Source organism: Marinobacter sp. 2_MG-2023 (genome assembly GCF_030546935.1).
In the GTDB taxonomy this organism is placed as follows: domain Bacteria; phylum Pseudomonadota; class Gammaproteobacteria; order Pseudomonadales; family Oleiphilaceae; genus Marinobacter.
This window is the reverse complement of the sequence record NZ_JAUOPH010000005.1, coordinates 303,048-320,620: the sequence shown is the minus strand read 5'-3', so window position 1 is coordinate 320,620 and position 17,573 is coordinate 303,048. Positions and strand designations below refer to the sequence as shown.

The following is a 17,573-nucleotide window of genomic DNA, read 5'->3' as shown; positions in this document are numbered from 1 at the left end:
GGTTCTTTCCGATTTATTTATCAGTATGATGAACTCATCGTGGCAAAACCATCAGAAAAATAAAAGCGGATTGCGCTCCCGAAAACCCGAGGCTGGGCCCAGTGAAAGAATTTGTCATACAACGTTATCGGACCGATACATCCAAGGGTAACAGTCGCCCCACCCTGTTGCGTATCGACGATGAAGGCAAGGTGTTGTTTGCAGACCAAAATGCCGAAGCCGTGCTCGGGTACGAGGCCAGCGAGCTGGTCGGTGGTGTGGTACACAAGATTCTGGCATCCCGGGAAGACGACCCATTTGCACCGGTAAACCGGCACCGTATCGAGAGTGGCCGGAATGCGCTGGTCACGTTCCGTCATAAAGAAGGCTTTTTCTATACCGCCTGCATCTCACTGCGCATCAGCATGCGCGATTCCGACGAAGCCGCCAGTGCCCGAATCATCCAGCAGGACAGTGCCGCCATAGACCCGCGTTTACTCCGCTCCGCAGAAAGCGCTGCCGGCTTTGGAATATGGGAGCTGGACATTGCGAGCAACCAGATTATCTGGACCGAAGGGTTATACCGCTTGCTTGAGCTACAACCATGCACTGACATGACCCCCGAACAGGCCCTGTTTTACTGCCAGAGCGGCCAGGAGCGCATCCGGGCGCTGTTTCGCAGGTGCGCGCGCACCGGAACACCTTTTACCATCGATCTGGACATTCTCACAGCGCGCCATAGACGGATCCGCGCCACCCTCAGCGGCCGCGCGCTCAAAGCCGGCGGGCGGATAGGTAAACTCGGCGGCACTCTGGTTGACCTCACAGGTGAAATGCAGCGCGACGAGGCTCGCACACGGGCCGAGCAGATTCTTTGCGCCACAACAGCTGCAAGCCCGGGGCTGATCGCCGCTGTCGACAAAAACCTGAACCTGCTGCATTGCAACGCCCCCTACGCCAGGCTTTTTGCCAGCATTTTCGGCGCAACTCCCCGGGTCGGCGACAACCTGAGCAAGCTGCTGGCGAAACACCCGAATGAGCGACATCTCTTAGAGCAACTCTGGCAAAGGGCCTTTGAGCAGGGCAACTTTATTGTTGATATGCCCATCACCCAACAGAGTGGTGAATGGCCGGTTTATGAGTTTCATTATCAGCGCCTCACTGACAACCCGAACAGCGCCAAAAGCGAAACCATAGGTGCGGTCGTTGTCGCCAGTGATACCAGTAGCCGCGCAAGCAACAGCGATGATAGCGAATATCGGTATCGACACGACCCGGTAACCGGACTTGCCAATCGGCGAGAGTTCACTGCCCGCCTTCAACGCAGCAGGGAACAAAAAGGTGGCGAATCAGCCGGTAACAGCCTCTTATACCTGAACCTGGATGGATTCGGCCACGTCAGTAGCGTGGCGGGTAATGGTGCCTGCGATCGTTACCTCAGAGAGCTGGCCAGCAGCCTCGATGTCCGCAGCAGGACTCAGGATACATTAGCCAGGCTTTCCGGAGACACTTTCGCGGTGCTCATCGAGAACTGCACTGAGCCTGCTGCACGAAAAATCGCAGACGACACGCTGAACCTGATCCGCCACTTTGTTTTTGAGTGGCAGGGCAGTCAGTTGCAAACCACCGCCAGCGGCGGCCTGTTAATCATCGACAAAACCACGCCGGCGGAGCCGGAGCAACTGCTGGGGCAAGCCGCAGACCTCTGCCACGACGCGAAAACATCCGGACGCAACCGGGTTCATACTGCTCACTACTCCCGCCCAAAAACAGAGACCAGTGATGGCAATGAATACGTCGACCAGATTCGCAGCGCGCTGGATCAACAGGCGCTGATACTCGAATTCCAGTCACTCAAGCCGGTTGCTAGCGCAACATGGGGTGACCATATCGAAATTCTCTGCCGCATCCCCGGAAACGGTGAACAGGAACAGTGGTTACAGCCAGACCAGTTTCTCCCGGTCGCCGAGCGTTTTGATCTGGCCAAGCGACTGGACCGGCAGGTTATACTGCAAACCCTCACCTGGCTGGGCGATCACCGCTTGCTTGAACCGAGATTAAAATACTGCGGTTTCAACCTCTCCCTTGCCAGCGTTCTGGACGATACCTTTGCAGATTTCATGGAATCCGTACTGCGGGTTTCAAACTATCCCGCAGAGTGCTTCTGCCTCGAAATACGCGAACCCCACGCAACCCAATACCCAGATGAAGTTACCGTGCTATGTGATGCACTTCACCGGATTGGCTGTCGCGTGGCGCTGGATGGCGCCGGCGCTTCCGTGGCAAGCTTCGGCCTGACAGCGAAACTACCAGTGGATATCATCAAGCTGGATCGGAGCCTGATGCTCAGGCTGGGAGATGACCCGGTTCAGCAGATCATGGTGGAAGCACTACACCGGATTGCACAGGAGGCGGGGAAAATAACGGTTGCCACCTTTATCGAGAACGACGACATTCTCAGGAAGGTGAGGACACTTGGTCTCCACTACGGCCAGGGGTTCAGGCTATGTCCGCCCAAACCCCTGACTGAACTGGTGCCGGTGGCCGTCGACCTTTCCACCGGGCGCATTGGCGGCTAACCCAACAACTTACGCGCTCGGGCCACGGCCGCCCGTACCTGGGCGGGAGCCGTACCACCAAGATGGTCGCGGGCCTGAACCGAGCCCTCGAGGGTCAGCACGTCAAACACATCGTCATTGATTGTATCAGAGAAGCGCTTCAGCTCTTCGATCGTCATGTCTGAAAGGTCGCGCTCTTCGGCGACACCGAAAGCAACGGCCTTACCCACAACTTCATGGGCATCGCGGAACGGCATGCCCTTCTTGACCAGATAGTCCGCCAGGTCCGTCGCTGTCGAGAAACCGCGCTTGGCCGCCACGCGCATGTTATCGGCCTTGGCTCGAATAGCCGGAACCATGTCGGCGTATGCTTTCAGGCAGCCTTTGATGGTGTCGACCGTGTCGAAAAGAGGCTCTTTGTCCTCCTGGTTATCCTTGTTATAGGCCAGTGGCTGGCTTTTCATCAGCATAAGCAAGGACATCAGGTGACCGGTCACCCGCCCGGTTTTGCCTCGAACAAGCTCAGGCACATCCGGGTTCTTTTTCTGCGGCATAATCGAAGAACCGGTGCAAAAGCGATCCGGCAGGTCAATAAAATCAAACTGTGCCGAAGCCCACAACACCAACTCCTCACTGAAGCGTGACATATGCGTCATCAGCAACGCCGAAAAGCTGCAGAATTCAATAGCGAAATCCCGGTCACTGACTGAATCCAGTGAGTTCTCAGAGGGCCTGTCAAAACCCAACAGGCTGGCCGTCATGGCCCGGTCGATGGGATAGGTAGTGCCGGCCAGGGCTGCCGCACCCAACGGCATCACGTTCACCCGTTTACGACAGTCCTGCAGACGCTCGGCATCGCGAACCAGCATCTCATACCAGGCCAGAAGGTGGTGACCAAAAGTGACCGGCTGTGCGGTCTGGAGATGAGTAAACCCGGGCATGATGGTATCGGCTTCGCGCTCAGCAAGCTCCAGCAGACCAGATTGCAGGCGCCGAAGTTCTTCGGCGATCACATCGATCTCGTCGCGCAGGTACAAGCGGATATCGGTTGCTACCTGGTCATTACGGCTGCGGCCGGTGTGCAGTTTCTTGCCGGTAATGCCAATACGGTTGGTCAGCTGGGCTTCTATGTTCATGTGAACGTCTTCAAGACTGACAGACCAATCAAAGCGCCCCGCTTCGATGTCTGCCTTTACGCCCTTCAGGCCATCGATGATGCTATCTCGTTCTTCCACTGTCAGAACACCAACCTCGGCGAGCATGGTCGCGTGGGCAATGGAGCCAGTGATGTCGTGGTGATACAAACGCTGATCAAACCCTACGGAAGCGGTGAAACGCTCCACGAATGCATCTGTGGGTTCGCTGAAGCGTCCGCCCCAGGGTTTTTCTGAGGTTGTGGCCTGGTCAGGTTTTTTCTGATCCGTCATGGTCTATCTTTCCTGCTGGCAGCCCGGCATTATCTGGCGGGAACTTGGTATATTAAGGGTATATTGAACGTGGCGGGAGTATAGCATTCTGACCCGTACAAAAGAGACTCCCCTGCGCGGGGACAAAACAGTCATCACTCAGGAATTCTTCGTACCGGACCTGTGCCGGGTGCGATCCGTTTTCATGCTGTTGATCACCAGCGAGTTGCTGGTACTGGTACTGGCGATCGTTCAGGCCAGCGACGGCTGGATCGACTGGAATTATTTCGCGCTCCTGTCGCTGTTTGTGCAATGGACTACCCTCACGAGCGCTGCGCTTATCTGCCTGCTAAGGCAACGGCTGGCCCGCATATCCGTGCCCCGCGCAACCCTTGCAATCGTAACCATTGTGCTGCTGGATGTACTCGCCTTCAGCCTGTTTGCCGACAATGTTCTGAACCCTCAGCCGGGGATCATCGACTGGCAAGCGATTGCCAAAAAGCTGCTACTGGCCCTGCTGATCGTATTAATAATACTCCGCTATTTTTACATACAACACCAATGGCAACAGCAACGTGAAGCGGAAATGCAGGCGCACCTGGCGGCGTTGCAGGCCCGAATACAGCCGCATTTCCTTTTTAACAGCATGAACACCATCGCCAGCCTTATTGCCATAGACCCGGAGCAGGCCGAAGAGGCTGTGCTGGACTTATCCGAACTCTTTCGTGCGAGCCTGCGCACGGGTGACCAGCTCATCCCGCTGGAAAAGGAGCTTGAACTTTGCCAGCGCTACCTCGCCATCGAAGCCCTGCGACTCGGACCGCGCCTGAAGCTGGAATGGCAAATTGCAGAAGGGGTCGGGCGCCAGGCCATTCCGCCACTAACCCTGCAGCCGCTGGTAGAGAACGCGGTGTATCATGGCATACAACCCCGTCCGGAGGGTGGTACGGTGCGCATTGAGGCGGAAGCACGGGGCAACTTTGTGTACCTGCTGGTACAAAACCCGAAACCGGATGGCAATGGAAACCCGCACAACGGCAACCGCATGGCTCTGAGCAACATACAGGCACGACTGCAAGCCATTTTCGGGGAGCCGGCCATTCTCAAACATAGCCACCAGGGAGACGTTTACACGGTTACCCTGAGGCTGCCCAAAACCACACAGCAACCATGACAAAACAAAAAATTCTGATTGTTGACGACGAACCTCTCGCCCGCGGCCGCCTACGTCGGCTGGCCGAGGATTTACCGGACTACCAGGTTTGCGGTGAAGCCGAAGATGGCAATGCAGCGCTTGCCCGGGTAGCAGAGCTGCAACCGGATATACTGCTACTCGACATCCGCATGCCCGGCCTTGACGGCATGGAAGTCGCCGCACATCTCAACAAGCTCAGCACCCCGCCGGCTATCATTTTCTGCACGGCGTATGACAGCTACGCAATTCAGGCTTTCGATGTGCAGGCTTTAGCCTACTTGCTGAAGCCTGTGCGCAAGCAGGCGCTTGAAGAGGCGCTTGCCAGAGCGGGGAGAGTCAACAGGGTGCAACTGCAAGCACTGTCCAACGAACTACCTGATAACAGCGCAAGCCGGGATGATGCAGAAAGCGAGCAGCTGGCGGTGCGCAGCCACAGGGGAACCGAGCTAATCGATATAGCCGGGATCCGCTATTGCCAGGCGGATCAGAAATACGTAACCATTCATCATTCCCGTGGCGAAGCCGTATCCGACTACACCCTGAAAGAACTGGAAAATGCCTATCCGCGCCAGTTACTCCGGATTCACCGCAACACCCTGGTCGGTGTTCGTTTTATTCAAGCGTTAAAACGCACAGCGGAAGGCCACAACCTGGTGGCGCTGAGAGACGATCTTGGTGAGCTTCAAGTAAGCCGCCGGCATGCAAGCAACGTGCGCCAATGGCTTCAGGGTCAGCTGCCAGGCTAGGTATCGCGAAGCAAGGCGAGACCTTGCAGCTGCAGGCGATGTAGAGCAAGCACCTACGGGACTTTTTCGACGCCACGAGGTAACCTTGGCGAACATTTTTCAGAACTGACAGTGAGCACCATGTCCAAACGAACCCTTCGTGTCGCAACCCGCAGCAGCGCCCTGGCGTTATGGCAGGCAGAATTCATCAAAGCCGAACTCGAACGGCTCCACGACAACGTGATTGTGGAGTTGGTCAAGATTAAAACCCAGGGCGACAAGATTCTCGATGTGCCTCTGGCCAAAATCGGCGGCAAAGGCCTGTTTGTAAAAGAGCTGGAAGAAGCCATGCTCGATGGTCGTGCTGACCTGGCGGTTCACTCCATGAAAGACGTGCCCATGGAGTTTCCCGAGGGTCTGGGCCTGGTTGCTATCTGCGAACGGGAAGATCCGACAGATGCATTCGTCAGCAACCATTACGATAACGTCGATGCCCTCCCCGAAGGCTCTATCGTGGGCACAGCGAGCCTGCGCCGGGAGTCACAGCTTCGCGCCTACCGGCCGGACCTGGAAATCCGGGTCCTGCGCGGCAACGTGAACACTCGCCTGGCCAAGCTCGATGCCGGCGACTACGACGCAATCGTTCTGGCGAGTTCCGGCCTGAAGCGTCTGGGCTTTCACGACCGTATCCGCTACTCCATGCCAGACACTGTTTCCCTGCCTGCCGTTGGCCAGGGAGCTCTCGGCATTGAGTGCCGTCTCAATGATGACGAGCTGCGTGCCATGCTTGCACCGCTGAATCATCCCGACACGGCCGATCGCGTAAAATCAGAGCGGGCTCTTAACCGTCGCCTGGAAGGCGGCTGCCAGGTACCTATCGCAGCCTATGCACTACTGGAAGATGACAAAACCGTTTGGCTGCGTGGGCTGGTAGGTGCGGTTGATGGTACACAGCTTCTCCGTGTCGAAGGCCGTGCTCCCAGAGCCGAAGGTGAGCGCCTGGGACGTGAGCTGGCAGAAGAGCTTCTCGCCATGGGAGCAGACAAAATACTGGCCGAAATCTATGGTCATACCCCGCACTGACCCAACCAGCCTGGCCGGCCGACGGGTTCTGATCTGTCGGCCCGAGCCTGAAGCATCACGGCTGGCCCGGCAATTCCAGGTTGCCGGCGCAGAGGCGCTCGTATTTCCTCTATTAGAAAGAGAGCCGCTGGCCGAGACGCCGGAACGCCGAAGCACCATTCTCAGCCTGGATGAATTCACTCATATTATTGCTGTCAGCCCTTACGCGGCAAGGCTTCTACTGGAAGAGCTGGACATCTGGTGGCCCCAGCTTCCCATGGGGTTGAACTGGTACGGCGTAGGAGCCGGCACTGCAAAAGTCCTTGCGGAACATGGGTTAAAACCTCGCAAGCCTGAAGAGGGCTGGACCAGTGAAGCCCTGCTAAAGCTGCCCTCCCTCGCTGAGTTGAACGGAGAGCGGGTGTTGGTGGCCCGGGGCGAGGAGGGGCGGGAGTTAATCCGTAAAACGCTGGAAGCACGAGGCGCCCGAGTTACCCCTATGCCCCTGTATCGGCGATTCTGTCCGGATTACTCCGCAACACAGGTCCAGAGGGCCCTGGATCAGTTTGCGCCAGAGGCTATTATCGCGCTCTCTGGAGAGACCCTGAACAATCTCATCGCACTAAGTGCGAATTGCAGCCATAATCTATACGATAGTTCCGTTATTGTGCCCGCCCGGCGTATCGCCGATCAGGCTCGCGCAGCGGGATTTAACGCTCCGTGCATACCAGGAAGCCTTGCCGACAAAGACATCGTGGCCGCTGTCACAGAACAACTGGCAGGCCAGGACGGTGGCTCCGGAAAAGCCAAGTAAGGACGCCCGTGACTGATACAACGAAACAACTACCCGCCCCAATTGCGAAAGAACAACCCACCCGGCAGAAAGTCTGGCCGGTCTGGGTTATTGCTATCATTGCACTCATCAGTGTTGCTGCGCTGGCCTTCTGGAACTGGCAGCAATGGAACGTTCACCAAACTACGATGCAATCGCTGGAGAGTCTGAAGCAGGATACTGCCCAGCTTGAAAACCTCTACGGTGACCGTGGCAGCCAACAAGGCCAGCGTCTACAGTCCCTGGAAGACAAACTGACCTCCCAAAGGGAATTGATCGCCACCCAGCAGCGACAGATTGATCACAACGCCCGCGAACTTTTGGAAGCCGGCAACCGTACCCGTACTGACTGGCTGCTGGCCGAAGCCGAGTACCTGCTGCGCATTGCTAACCAGCGACTGCTGATTGAAAAAGACATTCGCGGTGCTCTTTCCGCGCTTGAAGCCACTGACGAGGTATTAACCGAATCAGACGATATAGGTGTGTACCCGGTGCGCCAGCAACTGGCACGGGAAATCCTGGCGCTCAGAGGCATAACCGGTGTCGACAGAACCGGCCTTTACCTCACCCTTGAGGCCGCCATCGACAGCGTACACCAGCTGACCGATCAGGCCCTTATCAGCGAGCAGGCTCCAGGATTTGTCGGCAACGGCCAGTCTGATGCAGATCCCGGGGAAGGCGGAGAACCCGGCATATTCGCCAGAGGCTGGACAAAGTTCAAATCCACATTGATGCAGGTGGTTGTGGTTCGTCGCCTGGATGAATCGGTCAAGCCTCTGCTATCACCGGATCAAAGCGCCTACGCGCGACTGAACCTGCAACTGATGCTGGAAGAAGCAGAAATGGCCGTGCTCAGAGGTAATCAGCCATTGTATGAGCGTGCTCTGGTCAAGGCGCAGGCCGCTGTTGACGACTGGTATGACGCAAGCAATCCACGGGTGAGCGCGCTAAGCAGCACACTTGCAGAGCTCGCAACACGCAATGTCGCACCGGAATTACCAGACATCAGCAAATCTCTGGAACTGCTCAAACAACGACTTGCAGGCCGCCTGAACAACGACAATGGAGGCGATGATTCATGATTCGCCTGCTTCTGATCGTTCTGTTTGCGCTGTTAATCGGCACCGGGCTCTCACTCGGGCTGCAGTACGACCTGGGATACATACGCATCAGCCTGGGCAACTACCTGATCGAAACCAACTTCTGGGTAGGCCTTGCCCTGCTCATTGCAGTGGTTGCATTGATCGTACTATCCATCAATCTGATACGCCGCATGCGACAAGGCACCGGGCTGATCGCCGGCTGGGTGTCCCGCGGCAAGGAACGCCGGGCAAGGCGGCGCACCACTCAGGGCCTGTTAGCACTGGCAGAAGGCAACTGGCCAAGAGCCCGCAAGATGCTGACGTCAGCAGCCGGTAACGCAGACACACCTCTGATTAACTACCTTGCCGCGGCTCAAGCGGCTTCTGAGTGTGGTGATCACGAAGCCGTGGACGAGCTGCTCCGCAAAGCATTTGAAAGCACACCAGGGTCTGATATGGCCGTTGGCATCACCCAGGCCCAACTGCAGCTTGCCGGCAACCGCCTTGAACAGGCACTGGCAACACTGGTGCGCCTGCGCAAGCAATCGCCACATCACCCTTTTGTACTCAAGCTGCTTAAAAACACCTATCTTCGCCTTGAAGACTGGCGGGAGCTTTCGAAACTGCTGCCTGAACTGCGTAAGCGCAGCGTGCTTCCGGAATCCGAGCTTGGCGAGCTTGAGAGGCAGGTTTGGCACAACCTTCTTGAAAGGGCGGCTGAAGACTGCCGGCGCCAACAAAAAGAGAGCCCGGAAGCGTCACTGGAACCGCTCACCCGCCTTTGGGATGAACTGCCAGGGTTTCTGCGCAGAGACGAGAAGACCATCGCGGATTATGCGCGCTTGCTGGCCGATCTCGGTGATGAGGCACAGGCCGAAACTCTGTTGCGCAAAGTTCTACACAATCACTGGAGCGATGATCTGGTCAACCTTTATGGCCGGATTGAAGGGCAGAAACCGGACGAGCAACTGCTTGCAGCCGAGCAGTGGCTAAAAGACCGCCCTAACAATGCAGAACTGCTTCTGGCACTCGGTCGACTGAGCCTGCGCAATGAACTCTGGGGAAAAGCCAGGGAGTATTTCGAGACCAGCCTGAAGTTACGTCGCAGCCGGGAAGCTCTTGCGGAACTGAGCCGCCTGAGCGCGCACATGGGCGACGAAGAAGTGAGTATCAAACTGATGATGCAAGGGCTTGCAAATGATAACGGGCTTCCAAGGCTCCCGATGCCCAAAGCCTGAAATCAGGACAATACCACGAGACTCAGTTGAAAGAATAAGGCAGGCCAATACAGGTGCCAGAACGGGCGTTCTGGCACCTGTTTCATTCTAGCTCCGGGGTGCATATTCCAGCACATCGGAGAAGAATCCTTCCGGAGGCAATCCGGCTTCTATCAAGGCATCCATCAGCGTGTAAACCATGGTTGGCGAGCCACTGGCGTGTACTTCCACGTTCTTCCAGTCCGCTCCGGTAGCCAGTACTGCCCGCACAAGCTGGTCGTGGTGCCCACTCCAGTCATTATCCTCGTCATCGCCGACTACCGGCTGAAACGTAAATGCTGACCATTCCTGCTCCCACTGGCGAGCCATAGACCTGAGATACATATCTTCATGGCGCCGCACGCCCCAGAACAGTTTGACCGGCTGAGAAAAAGACGTACCGCGTAAATATTCCACCAAACTCTTCATCTGCGCAAAGCCGGTACCAGCCGCAATCAACAACAATGGTTTTTCCGGCGCGCTGGCAAGGCATGCCTTGCCATGGGGCAACTCCAGACTGACTGCTTCACCGGAAGTCAGCGCATCAATAACTTTTTGTGCTGACACCCATTCCGGAGAGGCCTGAATATGTAATTCGATGTTCTGCTCTGAGGGGCTGCTCGCGATAGAAAAGTAACAGGGTTCAGCATCCGGCAGGATGACCGACAAATACTGGCCCGCATGAAAGGACAGCTCGCGCCGACGGGGCAGCTGAAGCTCAACCCGATACACATCGTGGCTGATAGATCGCACATCCACGACGTTTGCCTGGAACTTTCGGGGCTGGTTCTTTCCTGCTGCCATAACGGCACTTATCTCCAGTTCAAGATGGTCGCACGCAACGGTTCTGCACATCATCAACCGCGCACCGACCGGAATCATCTGTTGGTTTCGGGTGTTAAGAGCTGAGCCGCTAAGAAGTCGCGCCTCGCAGAGCTCACACACGCCATTTTTGCAAGCGAATGGAACGGCAATACCTGCATCGGCAGCAGCACTCAATAAATCTACGTTAATGCCTGCTGAATAACGGATTCCGGAAGGTTTCAAACCTACCCACCGCGGCTCACTGCCCATATCAATCGGGGCGGTCAGGCGGATTTTCAATCCCCAGGCTGCCCCAGAGCTCATCTACCCGCTGCTTTACTTCGTCGGTCATGGCAATCGGCTCGCCCCACTCCCGGCTTGTTTCACCCGGCCATTTATTGGTTGCGTCCATTCCCATTTTGGAACCCAGACCGGATACAGGCGAAGCAAAGTCCAGGTAATCGATTGGCGTGTTTTCTACCAACATGGTGTCGCGTACAGGATCCATTCGGGTCGTAATGGCCCAGATCACATCTTCCCAGTTGCGGGCATTCACATCATCATCGGTAACAATCACGAACTTGGTGTACATGAACTGGCGCAGGAAAGACCATACGCCCATCATTACCCGCTTGGCATGGCCCGGGTACTGTTTTTTCATGGTCACCACGGCAAGACGATACGAACAGCCCTCTGGCGGGAGGTAAAAATCCACGATTTCAGGAAACTGCTTCTGCAGTATCGGGATAAAAACTTCGTTCAACGCCACACCAAGGATCGCCGGCTCATCTGGCGGCCTGCCAGTATAGGTGCTGTGATAAATGGGATTTTTGCGATGGGTGATTCGCTCAACGGTGAACACCGGGAACTGGTCCACTTCATTGTAGTAACCGGTGTGATCCCCAAACGGACCTTCGGGCGCAATATCATCCGGATAAATAAAGCCTTCCAGCACAATTTCGGCGCTGGCCGGCACTTGTAGATCACTGAGACCGCATTGTACCAACTCGGTGCGACTGCCCCGGAGCAACCCTGCAAACGCATACTCAGACAACGAATCAGGCACCGGGGTCACCGCCCCCAGAATCGTTGCAGGGTCTGCACCCAGAGCTACGGCTACCGGATAGGGTTTACCGGGATTCGCTTTCTGAAACTCCTGAAAATCCAGCGCTCCGCCGCGATGGCTGAGCCAGCGCATGATCAGCCTGTTACGGCCAATCAACTGTTGACGGTAGATTCCAAGATTCTGGCGTTCTTTATGAGGCCCGCGAGTAATCACCAGCGGCCAGGTTACAAGCGGCCCTGCATCTCCGGGCCAGCAGTGCTGCACAGGAATCTGGTAAAGATCGATCTGATCTTTTTCGATCACCACTTCCTGGCAGGGCGCAGACCTGAGTACTTTCGGGCTCATGCGCATTACCTGCCGGATCAGCGGTAATTTTTCGATAGCGTCTTTAAAACCTTTGGGGGGGTCCGGCTCTTTGAGATAGGCCAGCAATTTGCCAATGTCCCGGAGCGCAGTCACGTTTTCCTGCCCCATGCCCAGAGCCACTCTTCTGGTTGTGCCGAAGAGGTTCGCAAGCACTGGCATGTCGTAGCCTTTGGGATTTTCAAACAACAATGCAGGGCCACCTGCCCGCAGTGTGCGGTCGCAGATTTCGGTCATTTCCAGGTGGGGGTCTACTTCAACTGAGATGCGTTTCAGTTCGCCCAGTTTCTCCAACTGGTCAATGAAGTCCCGCAGGTCGTTGTATTTCATCGTTGGCTCCGTTCTCTGTTGGCCATTAATTACGGAGTTTATCGCTTTCCGGACTTCTAACCCGATGCGCAGAACGCAATGAGGGCCTGCTTACCCAGACACGCCGTGAACCCATCCCTGGGGGCTTGGTCTTGCCATCCATGGCAAGACACAGTCTGGGTAAGCAGGCCCTCACCGCATTCACCGGATCAGCAGTTAACTCAAGGAAAAACCACAAAAGCTCAACTGCAACCGACAAAAGCGCGCGCCCAAAATTAGATCGGCAGTACCGGGGCGACCTTCCCCGGACTGTGCATTGCCAGGGATGGCAATGCCAAGCCCCCAGGGATGGGTTTACGGCGTGTCCGGGGAAGGTCGCCCCGGTACTGCCGGCCCCACAATCCCAAGGGCGCCAGGGCTTCAGCTCTTAGCGACGCTTCATCGATTGGAAGAACTCGTCGTTGGTCTTGGTGTCTTTCAGCTTGTCCAACAAAAACTCGATGGCGGCAGTGTCGTCGTCCATGGAGTGCAGAAGCTTACGCAGAATCCACACACGCTGAATATCCGCTTCGGTCATCAGCAGATCTTCACGGCGGGTGCCGGAGCTGCGAATGTTAATGGCGGGATATACACGTTTCTCAGCAATCTTACGATCAAGGTGGACTTCCATGTTGCCTGTGCCCTTGAACTCCTCATAGATCACTTCGTCCATTTTGGAACCCGTGTTCACCAGAGCCGTTGCAAGAATAGTCAGACTGCCGCCTTCTTCCACATTACGTGCCGCACCGAAGAAGCGCTTGGGCTTTTCCAGAGCATGGGCATCTACACCACCGGTCAATACCTTACCGGAGGACGGAATGACCGTATTGTAGGCTCGAGCCAGACGGGTGATGGAATCCAACAGGATAACTACGTCTTTTTTGTGCTCAACCAGACGCTTGGCTTTTTCGATCACCATTTCGGCAACCTGAACGTGACGCGCAGGTGGCTCATCAAAGGTGGAAGCAATGACTTCGCCACGCACAGTGCGCTGCATTTCAGTAACTTCTTCCGGACGCTCATCAATCAGCAACACCATAACGTGGCATTCCGGATTATTGCGCGTAATTGACTGGGCAATACTCTGCATCAGCAGCGTTTTACCAGCCTTGGGTGGCGATACAATCAACCCACGCTGGCCTTTGCCAATGGGTGCAACCAGATCCAGCACACGGGAAGACAAGTCTTCAGTGCTGCCGTTGCCAGCTTCCAGTTGCATGCGCTCATCAGGAAACAGCGGTGTCAGGTTTTCAAACAGGATCTTGTTGCGGGCGTTGTCCGGCTTGTCGAAATTGATCTCGGCAACTTTCAACAGAGCAAAGTAACGCTCGCCATCTTTCGGCGGACGGATCTTGCCGGCAACGGTATCGCCCGTGCGCAAGTTGAAGCGACGGATCTGGCTGGGTGAGACGTAAATGTCGTCTGGTCCGGCCAGGTAGGAGGCATCGGCAGACCGCAGAAAGCCGAAACCGTCCTGCAGAATCTCCAGTACGCCATCGCCATAAATGTCTTCGCCGCCTTTGGCATGCTTCTTCAGTATGGTGAAGATAACATCCTGTTTACGCGAGCGCGCCAGGTTATCGAGGCCCATATCTTGCGCGATATCGAGCAATTCGGGCATGGAGTTCTGCTTGAGTTCAGTAAGATTCATAGGTTATTAGATTTTCAGGAATGGAATTAAACGGAAGTTGGGATGACAGGGGTGCCCCTGAACAGATAAGTGCATTAGTTGTTAAAACAGGTGCTGGCCAAATGGAGCAACCGGTATAGAAGAGATCCGGAATAAAGTACTGAAGCCAGTAGAGTGGACACAACCGTTCGTAAGGCAAGGACGATAATCTGCTACCTTACGTGCCAATGTCAAGTGCAGGAACCAAATAAACGTCAATCTTGTGGCCTGAGCGCCTGTATGCAGGCCCCGGCGCCTCCCCCTGATGGGTTACTCCCTTCCATTAGCTGCCACTGAAAGGGATACTGGTAACCAAAATTTCCCCTGTGATTTTCGGAGTAGCTTCCCATGAGCACTGAACCCACGAACGACCTGAAACCTCTCAATATCGCTATTCTTACGGTCTCCGACACCCGCGGCCTTGCTGAAGACTCCTCCGGACAGTTTCTTGAAGACAGCGTAGTAGAGGCCGGGCACCAGCTTATTTCACGCCGCATCCTGCCTGACGACGTTTACCTGATACGCGCAGCTCTGTCATCGTGGATTGCAGACGCGGATGTTCATGTAATCGTCATCACAGGTGGTACCGGCTTTAGCGAACGCGACAGCACGCCAGAGGCAGTTGCACCGCTGCTGGACAAAACCATTGAAGGTTTTGGCGAAGAGTTCCGGCGCCTGTCCGCTTTGGAAATTGGCAGCTCTACCATTCAGTCCAGAGCCCTTGGTGGCCTTGCCAACTATACGGCAATCTTTTGTTTACCTGGTTCCACCGGAGCTTGCCGCACCGGCTGGAATGGCATTCTGAGCTCTCAGCTGGACAGCCGCCACGGCCCCTGCAACTTTTCGGCCCTGGTCGGCCGCAAGCCTGAACGGGCGATCGAGCGCCTTCAACAAGTTATCGGGCAACGCGCCACGCGTTAATTCTGAACACGGAGACATTCACCATGACAGCCACTCTGACGCCGGTCGAAGAAGCCATTGCCCACCTTCTGGGCAAGGCTCCGGTGATTACAGCAACCGAAGCTCTGCCGCTTACCGAAAGCTATGGCCGAATACTTGCGAGGGATTATCAGGCTCCGGCAGATGTCCCCCCGGCCGACAACAGTGCGGTGGATGGCTATGCTCTGCGTGCCGAGGATTACGTGCCTGGCCAGGCCCTGCCGCTGTCTGACCGGATCCCCGCAGGCTCAGCCCCAAGCCCATTGAAACCCGGCACCGCTGCCCGCATTTTTACCGGCTCGGAAGTTCCCGCCGGGGCAGACACGGTTGTCATGCAGGAGCGGGTTGAGGTTACCGATAGCGGCATCCTGATCAATGCCGATATAAAAGCCGACCAGAACATCCGCCGACGTGGGCAGGATCTCGCAAAAGGCAGTCTGGCACTAGCCAAAGGTACGAAAGTCCGGGCCCAGGAAATGGGTCTTTTGGCGTCTATGGGACTGGCCGAGGTAACTCTGGTGCGAAAGCTGCGCGTCGCGATTCTGTCCACCGGCGATGAACTGGTCGACCCGGGAAACCCGCTGGAGGCGGGTCAGATTTATAACACCAACCGTTTCACCCTGCTTGCCCTGGCTGCTGAAGCGGGTTGTGAGGTCGTGCTGTGTGAGACGTTGCGAGACAACCGGACCGTCACCCGGGAAACACTCGAGCGCGCAGCGGCGCAGGCCGACCTGATCATCACCAGCGGAGGCGTTTCCGTGGGCGAAGAAGATCATGTGCGAGCCGTGCTGGAAGAATCCGGCGAGCTGTCGCTCTGGCGCCTGGCGATCAAACCCGGCAAACCCCTTGCCTTTGGCTCAATCAAAGGCACGCCTGTACTGGGCCTGCCTGGCAACCCGGCAACCGTACTCGTGACCTTTCTGGTTGTAGGCATGCCGTACATACGCACCTGCCAGGGCCGCCTGCGGACTTACCCAGTGGGCCAGCAAGTGCCCGCCGCGTTTAACGTTACCTCGCCGTCGATACGCAGGGAATTTGTCCGTGCACGCCTTGAATCTGTTGAAGGAAAAACCCAAGTCAACGCGTACCCGAACCAGAGCTCTGGAGTTCTTAGTTCTGCCTGCTGGGCCGATGGCCTGGCAATCGTTCCGGAGCACTCCACGGTTGCAGCAGGCGACCTGTTGACCTATTACCCATTCACCGAGCTACTGAGCTGATATGACTGACCAGACCATTACTGTCCGTTTTTTTGCACGCCTCCGGGAGGAACTCGGTACGGAGCAACTCACGCTGCCGGCAGAGGGGGATCAGAGCGTCAGCGACCTGCTTGCAACACTGGCGAGCCGCGGCGGTTCCTGGGCACAACTGCAAGGCAGTCAGCCAGTGATGATTGCAATCAACCAAGCCATGGCAAAGCCTGGCGCGCCGGTGAGAGCTGGTGACGAAGTGGCTTTTTTCCCACCGGTAACCGGGGGTTGAAATGATTAGCATACAAACTGCAGATTTCGATTCCGGCGAGGAGCATAAGGCTCTGCGTGCCAGCGGTGCCGGAACAGGAGCTATTGCAACGTTTACGGGACTGGTTCGCGATAGTGGCGATACGCAGGGTGTATCGGGGCTGTTTCTGGAGCACTACCCCGGAATGACAGAACAGGTGATCAGCGGGCTCATTGAGGAGGCTTCGCGACGTTGGGATGTTCGTAAGGTTCGGGTAATTCATCGGGTTGGCAGGCTGTTACTGCAGGACCAGATTGTCTTTGTGGGTGTTTGCAGCAGCCACCGAGGTGATGCATTTGCAGCTTGCGAGTTCATAATGGATGCGTTGAAGACGTCTGCGCCCTTCTGGAAAAAGGAGCTGTCTGAGAGCGGGGAACACTGGGTGGAGCAGAAGGCTTCGGATGTGGCCCGGGGGAAGGCCTGGGATAAGTAGCCCCAAAATATGGGTCACGCCAGGCAGATACAATAACGGATGACGCCCGCCTCCTCTTCCCGGATCCATTCAATCCTGTGACCAGCTATTTCACACAGTGCCTGTAAGTCCCGACGACCAGTGGGGTCGTCGGCCAGGAATTCCACTTGCGTCCCGCTGGGCAAACCCTGGATACGTTTTTTAAAACGCAAAACAGGGAGAGGGCACACCAAACCGACAGCATCGATTTGATGTGTTGCTGATTGATCAGTCAAGACGCACGCTCGTTTCACTACTTCCCTGCTCGGCGGACGACCACCCGAATTGATTCAGAACCACTGGCGCGAGGGAGGCAATCAACAAAGACACGACAAACGCAG

The 17,573-nt window shown here is 56.2% G+C and carries 16 protein-coding genes; 11 read left to right on the top strand and 5 right to left on the bottom strand.

The features are described from left to right. Positions 1-101 precede the first annotated feature (101 nt). Positions 102-2,558 carry an EAL domain-containing protein gene (locus Q4501_RS15270; RefSeq protein WP_303597124.1) on the top strand — a complete coding sequence of 819 codons (2,457 nt, stop codon included), beginning with the start codon at positions 102-104 and terminating at the stop codon, positions 2,556-2,558. Here the strand turns inward: Q4501_RS15270 and argH are convergent. After that, positions 2,555-3,964, bottom strand: coding sequence for an argininosuccinate lyase (gene argH / locus Q4501_RS15265; RefSeq protein WP_303597123.1), 1,410 nt, complete (start codon positions 3,962-3,964; stop codon positions 2,555-2,557). The two genes, Q4501_RS15270 and argH, sit on opposite strands and share 4 nt — an antisense overlap. A gap of 184 nt (positions 3,965-4,148) precedes the next feature. Here argH and Q4501_RS15260 point away from each other — a divergent pair, with 184 nt between their 5' ends. The 6 genes from Q4501_RS15260 to Q4501_RS15235 all read left to right on the top strand — a co-directional run bounded on the left by Q4501_RS15260 (position 4,149) and on the right by Q4501_RS15235 (position 10,077). Next, positions 4,149-5,117 carry a sensor histidine kinase gene (locus tag Q4501_RS15260; RefSeq protein WP_368497847.1) on the top strand — a complete coding sequence of 323 codons (969 nt, stop codon included), beginning with the start codon at positions 4,149-4,151 and terminating at the stop codon, positions 5,115-5,117. After that, complete coding sequence (locus Q4501_RS15255; RefSeq protein ID WP_303597121.1) at positions 5,114-5,884, top strand: LytTR family DNA-binding domain-containing protein; 771 nt, start codon at positions 5,114-5,116, stop codon at positions 5,882-5,884. The genes Q4501_RS15260 and Q4501_RS15255 overlap by 4 nt, the downstream gene beginning before the upstream one ends. Before the next feature lie 120 nt (positions 5,885-6,004). Next, positions 6,005-6,946, top strand: coding sequence for a hydroxymethylbilane synthase (hemC, locus tag Q4501_RS15250; RefSeq protein WP_303597120.1), 942 nt, complete (start codon positions 6,005-6,007; stop codon positions 6,944-6,946). Next, positions 6,927-7,739 carry a uroporphyrinogen-III synthase gene (locus tag Q4501_RS15245; RefSeq protein WP_303597119.1) on the top strand — a complete coding sequence of 271 codons (813 nt, stop codon included), beginning with the start codon at positions 6,927-6,929 and terminating at the stop codon, positions 7,737-7,739. The genes hemC and Q4501_RS15245 overlap by 20 nt, the downstream gene beginning before the upstream one ends. Positions 7,740-7,747: 8 nt before the next feature. After that, the gene (locus tag Q4501_RS15240; RefSeq protein ID WP_303597118.1) at positions 7,748-8,839 is read left to right on the top strand and encodes a uroporphyrinogen-III C-methyltransferase; all 1,092 of its coding nucleotides are present in this window, start codon (positions 7,748-7,750) and stop codon (positions 8,837-8,839) included. After that, the gene (locus Q4501_RS15235) at positions 8,836-10,077 is read left to right on the top strand and encodes a heme biosynthesis HemY N-terminal domain-containing protein (protein ID WP_303597117.1); all 1,242 of its coding nucleotides are present in this window, start codon (positions 8,836-8,838) and stop codon (positions 10,075-10,077) included. The genes Q4501_RS15240 and Q4501_RS15235 overlap by 4 nt, the downstream gene beginning before the upstream one ends. A gap of 87 nt (positions 10,078-10,164) precedes the next feature. On the opposite strand, the gene Q4501_RS15230 is transcribed toward Q4501_RS15235, so the two are convergent. From Q4501_RS15230 to rho, 3 genes are all read right to left on the bottom strand, one after another. Next, a complete protein-coding gene (locus Q4501_RS15230) occupies positions 10,165-11,169 on the bottom strand; it encodes a 2Fe-2S iron-sulfur cluster-binding protein (protein WP_303597173.1) in 1,005 nt (334 codons plus the stop codon). Position 11,170: 1 nt separating this feature from the next. Further along, positions 11,171-12,658 carry a 4-hydroxy-3-polyprenylbenzoate decarboxylase gene (gene ubiD / locus Q4501_RS15225; RefSeq protein WP_303597116.1) on the bottom strand — a complete coding sequence of 496 codons (1,488 nt, stop codon included), beginning with the start codon at positions 12,656-12,658 and terminating at the stop codon, positions 11,171-11,173. A 406-nt stretch (positions 12,659-13,064) separates the two neighbouring features. After that, entirely contained in the window at positions 13,065-14,327 is a 1,263-nt protein-coding gene (rho, locus tag Q4501_RS15220; protein ID WP_303597115.1) for a transcription termination factor Rho, read from the bottom strand. Between the two features lie 366 nt (positions 14,328-14,693). Between rho and moaB the strand changes: the two genes are divergently transcribed. Genes moaB through Q4501_RS15200 form a run of 4 tightly spaced genes read left to right on the top strand, consistent with a single transcriptional unit; the run spans position 14,694 to position 17,214 of the window. Continuing rightward, positions 14,694-15,266 (top strand): molybdenum cofactor biosynthesis protein B, encoded by a 573-nt coding sequence (moaB, locus tag Q4501_RS15215; protein WP_303597114.1) that lies wholly within the window; start codon positions 14,694-14,696, stop codon positions 15,264-15,266. A 23-nt stretch (positions 15,267-15,289) separates the two neighbouring features. Next, positions 15,290-16,501 (top strand): gephyrin-like molybdotransferase Glp, encoded by a 1,212-nt coding sequence (gene glp, locus Q4501_RS15210; protein WP_303597113.1) that lies wholly within the window; start codon positions 15,290-15,292, stop codon positions 16,499-16,501. A 1-nt stretch (position 16,502) separates the two neighbouring features. Further along, complete coding sequence (gene moaD, locus Q4501_RS15205) at positions 16,503-16,763, top strand: molybdopterin converting factor subunit 1 (protein WP_303597112.1); 261 nt, start codon at positions 16,503-16,505, stop codon at positions 16,761-16,763. 1 nt (position 16,764) lies between these two features. Continuing rightward, positions 16,765-17,214 (top strand): molybdenum cofactor biosynthesis protein MoaE, encoded by a 450-nt coding sequence (locus Q4501_RS15200; RefSeq protein WP_303597111.1) that lies wholly within the window; start codon positions 16,765-16,767, stop codon positions 17,212-17,214. A 14-nt stretch (positions 17,215-17,228) separates the two neighbouring features. On the opposite strand, the gene Q4501_RS15195 is transcribed toward Q4501_RS15200, so the two are convergent. Next, complete coding sequence (locus Q4501_RS15195; protein ID WP_303597110.1) at positions 17,229-17,486, bottom strand: sulfurtransferase TusA family protein; 258 nt, start codon at positions 17,484-17,486, stop codon at positions 17,229-17,231. Positions 17,487-17,573: the final 87 nt, after the last annotated feature.

Coding starts and splice junctions, on each gene's coding strand:
- argH (WP_303597123.1), bottom strand. CDS start 3,964: ATGACGGATCAGAAAAAACCTGACCAGGCCACAACCTCAGAAAAACCC.
- Q4501_RS15260 (WP_368497847.1), top strand. CDS start 4,149: ATGCTGTTGATCACCAGCGAGTTGCTGGTACTGGTACTGGCGATCGTT.
- Q4501_RS15255 (WP_303597121.1), top strand. CDS start 5,114: ATGACAAAACAAAAAATTCTGATTGTTGACGACGAACCTCTCGCCCGC.
- hemC (WP_303597120.1), top strand. CDS start 6,005: ATGTCCAAACGAACCCTTCGTGTCGCAACCCGCAGCAGCGCCCTGGCG.
- Q4501_RS15245 (WP_303597119.1), top strand. CDS start 6,927: ATGGTCATACCCCGCACTGACCCAACCAGCCTGGCCGGCCGACGGGTT.
- Q4501_RS15235 (WP_303597117.1), top strand. CDS start 8,836: ATGATTCGCCTGCTTCTGATCGTTCTGTTTGCGCTGTTAATCGGCACC.
- Q4501_RS15230 (WP_303597173.1), bottom strand. CDS start 11,169: ATGGGCAGTGAGCCGCGGTGGGTAGGTTTGAAACCTTCCGGAATCCGT.
- ubiD (WP_303597116.1), bottom strand. CDS start 12,658: ATGAAATACAACGACCTGCGGGACTTCATTGACCAGTTGGAGAAACTG.
- rho (WP_303597115.1), bottom strand. CDS start 14,327: ATGAATCTTACTGAACTCAAGCAGAACTCCATGCCCGAATTGCTCGAT.
- moaB (WP_303597114.1), top strand. CDS start 14,694: ATGAGCACTGAACCCACGAACGACCTGAAACCTCTCAATATCGCTATT.
- glp (WP_303597113.1), top strand. CDS start 15,290: ATGACAGCCACTCTGACGCCGGTCGAAGAAGCCATTGCCCACCTTCTG.
- moaD (WP_303597112.1), top strand. CDS start 16,503: ATGACTGACCAGACCATTACTGTCCGTTTTTTTGCACGCCTCCGGGAG.
- Q4501_RS15200 (WP_303597111.1), top strand. CDS start 16,765: ATGATTAGCATACAAACTGCAGATTTCGATTCCGGCGAGGAGCATAAG.